The sequence below is a fragment of the Mesorhizobium sp. M7A.F.Ca.US.006.01.1.1 genome, from assembly GCF_003997935.1.
Lineage (GTDB): Bacteria > Pseudomonadota > Alphaproteobacteria > Rhizobiales > Rhizobiaceae > Mesorhizobium.
In genome coordinates this window covers 1-5,865 of sequence record NZ_RZQL01000340.1, presented here as the reverse complement: position 1 = coordinate 5,865, position 5,865 = coordinate 1, and the positions used below count along the sequence as shown (strand labels likewise).

The 5,865-nt window shown below is 57.2% G+C and carries 5 protein-coding genes and 1 pseudogene; 4 read left to right on the top strand and 2 right to left on the bottom strand.

Annotated elements, in window-relative coordinates; translation table 11 throughout:
* The first annotated feature begins 5 nt into the window (after window positions 1-5).
* Both bhcC and bhcD read left to right on the top strand, forming a co-directional pair.
* Window positions 6-1,169, top strand: coding sequence for a 3-hydroxy-D-aspartate aldolase BhcC (gene bhcC, locus EN943_RS34165; RefSeq protein WP_127416281.1), 1,164 nt, complete (start codon window positions 6-8; stop codon window positions 1,167-1,169).
* Between the two features lie 8 nt (window positions 1,170-1,177).
* On the top strand, window positions 1,178-2,143 hold the full coding sequence (bhcD, locus tag EN943_RS34160) for an iminosuccinate reductase BhcD (protein ID WP_127416279.1): 966 nt from the start codon (window positions 1,178-1,180) through the stop codon (window positions 2,141-2,143).
* 126 nt (window positions 2,144-2,269) lie between these two features.
* On the opposite strand, the pseudogene EN943_RS38650 reads toward bhcD, so the two are convergent.
* Both EN943_RS38650 and EN943_RS34150 read right to left on the bottom strand, forming a co-directional pair.
* Window positions 2,270-2,443 (bottom strand): annotated as a pseudogene (locus tag EN943_RS38650) (D-amino acid dehydrogenase); the annotation flags it as partial.
* Window positions 2,444-2,621: 178 nt separating this feature from the next.
* Window positions 2,622-3,332 carry a GntR family transcriptional regulator gene (locus EN943_RS34150; protein ID WP_164778525.1) on the bottom strand — a complete coding sequence of 237 codons (711 nt, stop codon included), beginning with the start codon at window positions 3,330-3,332 and terminating at the stop codon, window positions 2,622-2,624.
* 370 nt (window positions 3,333-3,702) lie between these two features.
* Between EN943_RS34150 and EN943_RS34145 the strand changes: the two genes are divergently transcribed.
* Window positions 3,703-5,358: an ABC transporter substrate-binding protein gene (locus EN943_RS34145; protein ID WP_245476080.1), complete on the top strand. Its 1,656-nt coding sequence runs from the start codon at window positions 3,703-3,705 to the stop codon at window positions 5,356-5,358.
* A gap of 64 nt (window positions 5,359-5,422) precedes the next feature.
* The coding region (locus EN943_RS34140) for an ABC transporter permease (RefSeq protein ID WP_164778524.1) at window positions 5,423-5,865 on the top strand (443 nt) is incomplete at its 3' end.

The following is a 5,865-nucleotide window of genomic DNA, read 5'->3' as shown; positions in this document are numbered from 1 at the left end:
ATACAATGATGAATGAAAGTCACCTTGCCGGCCTCGAGGTCGGATATGATGTCCCGGCGCTGCCAGGCATGCGGTACGACGAGATTCAGACCCCCTGCTTGGTTCTCGATCTAGACGCGCTTGAGCGCAACATCCGGAAAATGGGCGACTACGCCAGGGCGCACAACATGCGCCATCGCGCCCATGGCAAGATGCACAAGTCCGTCGACGTGCTGCTTCTGCAACAGGAGCTGGGTGGTGCCGTAGGCGTCTGTTGTCAGAAGGTTTCCGAAGCCGAAGTTTTCGCCCGGGCCGGCGTGAAGGACATCCTTGTATCGAACCAGGTGCGGGACCCGGGCAAGATCAATCGGCTAGCGCGCTTGCCGATGCTTGGCGCGCGCATCATCGTTTGCGTCGATGACGTCACCAATGTGGCTGACCTGTCGCGTGCCGCTGTCGCCCATGGGACGACGATTGAATGCTTTATCGAGGTGGACTGTGGTGCAGGGCGTTGCGGTATCACGTCCGCCCCGGCTGCCGTGGAGATTGCCAAGGCGGTTGCAGCCGCCCCGGGCCTGAAGTTTAGCGGCCTCCAGGCATACCAAGGCGCGATGCAACACATGGACAGCTACGAGGATCGCAAGGCCAAGTTGGACCTGGCAATCGCCCTGGTAAAAGACATTGCATCGGCTCTCACGGATGAAGGCCTTAAGCCCGAACTGGTCAGTGGCGGCGGCACGGGCAGCTACTATTTCGAAAGCAACTCCGGCATCTACAATGAGCTGCAATGCGGCAGCTACGCGTTCATGGATGCCGACTACGGCCGCATTCGAGACGAAAGCGGAACCCGCATCGACCACGGCGAGTGGGAAAATGCTTTATTCATCCTCACTAGCGTGATGAGCCATGCCAAGGCTAACAAGGCAATCTGTGATGCCGGGCTTAAGGCTCAGTCAGTCGATTCCGGCTTGCCTTTCATCTACGGTCGCGACGACGTCAAGTATGTGAAGTGCTCGGACGAGCACGGCGTCATCGACGACCCCGACGGCGTGCTCAAGATCAACGAAAAGCTGCGCCTTGTTCCAGGCCATTGCGACCCGACCTGCAACGTTCATGACTGGTACGTCGGCGTGCGCGACGGCCGCGTGGAGACGGTGTGGCCCATTTCTGCCCGTGGCAAGGCATACTGAGCATCGGAATGATCATTATTCCAGAAGGCGCCGTTTCGAGTCTGATCGGATTCCGACGGTGCGTCGATGCGGTAGAACAGGTGTTCGCCTCAATGGCGAAAGGGACAGCCAAGAACCTACCGGTCGTCCGCGAGGAGATCGGGCACGCCGATGCCATCTTCGGGGTAAAATCGGGATTTGATCGCGCGGCCAAGGTTCTCGGTTTGAAGGCCGGAGGATTCTGGCCGGCGAATATCGAGCAGGGTCTGACCAATCATCAGTCAAGTGTGTTTCTGTTTGACCCTGATACTGGGAAGTGCCGCGCCATGGTCGGTGGAAATCTGCTCACAGCCATGCGGACGGCTGCAGCGTCTGCGATTTCCATCAAGTACCTTGCTCGAAAGGATGCAAAAGTCCTGGGTATGATCGGGGCGGGGCATCAATCTACCTATCAGATGCGGGCTGCGATCGAGTTCGGTCAGTTCGAGCGCGTCGTCGGCTGGAACATCCAAGCCGAACAGTTGAGCCGCCTTGCGATTGTTGCCTCGGACATGGGGCTACCATTCGAAGCTGTGGAACGAGACACGCTGGGCGCACAAGCAGACGTTATCATCACGATAACGTCGTCATTCGAGCCTCTTCTGAACGCAGCCCAGGTTCGCCCGGGAACCCACATCTCATGCATGGGAACCGACACCAGGGGCAAGCAGGAGGTCGACGCCGACCTGGTGGTAACTGCGAGTGTGTTCACCGATGAGATCGAGCAGGCTGTTACGATCGGGGAATGCCAGCACGCCTTCAACCAGGGACGGTTGGACAGAAGTCGGATCACAGCGCTCGGCGCAGTGATAGTTGGAGACCATCAGGGGCGCTCTACAGCAGATGAGATCACGCTCTTCGACGGTACCGGGATAGCCCTGCAGGACCTGGCGGTGGCGTCGGTTGTCGTGGAAGAAGCCATCAGACGCGGCGTGGCCGTTGAAGTCGACTTTTAGCCCGGACACCCAACCCGGGCGTTTGGGCCGCTCGTTCGCCGTTCTCTCCGATTGAGGGCCGAGCGCTCGAGCGGCCTTTTTTATTGCTGATTGCCCCAACCAACCCAGCGTTTGCAGACCTTGTGCTCATGCCGCCGCTGTCTTGGCGGATCTATTCGACATCGGCTGGTCAAGCTGCGATGCCATGATTTCTGCGGTCGCGGCCGACAGGGTGCAACCCAAATGGCCGTGTCCAGTGTTGCAGACTACGCGGGGATGACGGCCCGAACTGACTTTGCATAACATTGACGGCCGCAACCCTTATCACTGACTCGTCAAGTTATGTCCCTGCGGAAATGTACTTAACTGAGTCGGTCGGGGTCAGACGGCCGTTCACGGCCAAAGCGTTCCGGCCCGGAATAAGAAGGGCGGTGTAGAGGCAGTCACATCAGATCCGCCATGAGCCTACATCAATGCCGGGAGTTGCACGCTTTGATGGTTAGATTCGCTCGCGCTCACTACCGCGAAGCCACGCCAGAGCCGATTCGGGCTCCGGCCGATCGAGATGCAGGTCTTTCTCCACGTGTCGCAGATGATGAAGCATTTGCGCCGCCGCCGCCTCGCCGTCACCGACCTCGATCGCTGCGACGATTGTGCCGTGCTCATCGGGAGGGCAAGCGTCCTCTCGTTCGGCGTGTAACAGGATCGCAAGGCACGTAAGCGCCTGCAGACCAGTCATGAGGTGCGTAAGAAGTTCGTTTCCAGCGAGTTCAGCCAGTAGAAGATGGAACTCTCCCGTTAGCCGAACCAAAGTGCCACGGTCGCCGCGTTTTCGAGCGTCAAATTCCTGGAGCAAGTGCGCGCGAAGCCGCGCCACGGCTGGTCCCGAAGGGGCAGCAGCAAGCGAACGGACGATTTCAGGCTCGACCATCTTCCGTATCGCCAGGATGTCACGGGTCTGCTTTCTGGACGGAGAAGCCACCGTTGATCCAACGTTCGGTAATTTTTCCAAAATGCCATCTTGTGCGAGCCGTGCCATCGCCTGCCGAACGACGGTGCGGCTGACGTCAAATGCAGTTGCCAGCTGCTCCTCGGTCAGTCGCTCGCCAGGCCGCATCCGTTGTTCGAAAACAGCTTTAAGAATCCTGCGTCGTATCTCGGCCTCGGACTTCCCATGCGACTTTTCGAATCGTGGGAGTGTATCGTTCACCACTCTGGTCTCCTGATCCATTCGACACGCGGGGCTCTGCACCGCTCAACATAGTCGTAGCTCCGGCCGTATGAACTCCAATATGAACGCTGCCTGCTGAACAACGATCAGCAATTGAGCCCGCTATCTGTCTGTACGCTCTTGCGACCGTTGAAAATCCGAAAAATTCCTATTGACAAGCCAAAGACCTGATTCCACACTCCTATTGTACACAATCAACGGACTCAATGGAAGCCGGAAAGAAGCTCGACAAGAGAGGAGCAAATTCCGACGGCGGCGGGCCTTAGGGCTAGCTGCGCGTCGTAGTGTGACCCTCCCTTGATGATGGAGCCGCCGAGGTCCTTAGCGTCCATTTTCAAGGGGAACGCAAATGCCAATTCGACCAAAGCAGGATTTGCATGTGGAAACGACCGGTCTCACCGGATTCGCCAAGATGTCTCGCCGTTCTGTCGTCGCTCTGCTTGCGGGAACGTTCCTCGCGGGCTCGATGCTCGTTTCGAACCCGGTTTTCGCGCAGGATGCAAAGTCGACCCTGGTGGTCGCGGGTCCGCGAACGCCTGAATCCCTTGACCAGGAATATCCGCCTACCGAAGCCGTCCATGAGGTCAGAAGGAACGTCTATGAGCGGCTCTTGGGCTATGCAGCCAAGGAAGACGGCGGCATCAAGTACGAAGACTTCAGCAAGTTGGAAGGCTGCCTCGCCGAAAGCTGGGACCTGGCGCCCGACAAGAAGTCGATTACTTTTCACCTGCGCAAAGGCGTAAAAAGCAACAAAGGCAACGAACTGAACGCGGACGCCGTCATGTGGTCGTTCGAGCGCGGATGGAATACAAAGGCCAATTTCTACTGGTATATGACGCAGATCTTGAAGATCACCTCTTTCGAGGACTCCTTTAAGAAGGTCGATGATTACGCCGTCTCGGTCAGCATTCCGAATCCCTCGCCATTGCTTGACCGCCTCTGGGTCAATTCGGATCTTGGTATTGTCGACGCCGCCGAGCTTAAGAAGCATGTGACGGACGAAGACAAATGGGGTGGCCGGTGGCTGTCTTCGAATTCTGCGTCTTTCGGCCCATACTTTGTGAGCAAATATAGTCCCGGCCAGGAGGTTATCTACGAGGCGAATCCGAATTACTATCGCGGCGAAGCCAAGATCAAGAAGGTGATATTCAAAGAAATGCCGACTTCGGCGAACCGCGTCGCGGCGCTGCAGGCAGGGTCGGTGGACGTTGCCGAGTACCTTTTGCCGCGCGAGTTGGCTCTCCTTGAGAAGGCGCCTGGGGTCAAGATCTGGAAGGTCTTTGGCAACTATATCCATCGCGTTGAAATGAACAACACGACCAAGCCGTTCACCGATCCGAAGGTGCGCCAGGCGCTGAACTATCTGGTACCACGCGACGATATTCTGAAGGCCGTCTATTTCAATACGGCGCGGCCGACCAAGAGCCCCATCTCAGAAATCTATCCGGGTTTCACGGACGAATATTTCAGCTATGCGACGGATGTGGCCAAGGCAAAGGCACTACTTGCTGAAGCGGGCTATCCCGACGGATTCAAGACCGAGCTCGGCTACCGCACAGGCGATCAGATCGAGGAAGAATTAGCGGTTATCCTGAAGTCCGCCTTCAGCAAGGCGGGCGTGGACGTCACCTTGTCGAAGCTGCCTGCCTCAACTCTGGTCGAGCGATACACCAAGGGTGAAATCCCGATGTATTTCTTCAGGGACATGGCGATTGTTCCGGATGCTGCCTACGTTGCCAACCTTTGGCTCAACAGTGGCTCGTTGATCGACTATTCGCGCTTCAAGAATGACGAAGTGGACAAGGATATCAACGAAGGGCTCACCACCACTGATGAGGCTTCCCGCCTAGAAAAGATGAAGCGCGTCCAGCAGATAACCATGGAAAATGCCCCTTGGGTATTCCTGTTCAATCCTGGCTATCAGCTGGCGACCCGAGCCAATGTAGGCGGGTTCTCCTGGTACACGCCCAACGGCAACGCATGGGTTGATTTTTCCAAACAATAATGTTGCCGACGTCGCCGGCCGGGAAAGTCCGGCCGGCGCGATTTTGCCAGAAGGGAGAACATCCATGAAACCGTTCGCGTTCTGGGCAAAGCTGCCCAGACCACTGCGCATTGTCGGAACCCGGCTGCCGCTTGTGGTGCCTCAGATGTTCGGGGTCATGTTCGTAACCTTCCTTTTGGTGCGTCTGCTCCCGGGTGACCCAGCGCTTCTGATGTTGGGCAACACGGCGACACCTGAATCGATTGCCGCATTGCGGCAGCGGCTCGGCCTCGATCTGAGCATCTGGCAGCAGTTCCTCCGTTATGTCGGCAACGTTCTACATGGTGATCTTGGAATATCCTTGTTCACCTCGAACCCCGTCGTCACGGATTTGTCTGAGCGAGCGCCCGCAACACTCGAGCTCATTACCTACGCAATGATCGTTACCATCATTGTCGGTGTCTCCGTGGCGGTTATCGCCGTGGTTAGAAAAGGTGGAATTGTCGACTACTTTAGCCGGTGCTACGA

Coding starts and splice junctions, on each gene's coding strand:
- bhcD (WP_127416279.1), top strand. CDS start 1,178: ATGATCATTATTCCAGAAGGCGCCGTTTCGAGTCTGATCGGATTCCGA.
- bhcC (WP_127416281.1), top strand. CDS start 6: ATGATGAATGAAAGTCACCTTGCCGGCCTCGAGGTCGGATATGATGTC.
- EN943_RS34145 (WP_245476080.1), top strand. CDS start 3,703: ATGCCAATTCGACCAAAGCAGGATTTGCATGTGGAAACGACCGGTCTC.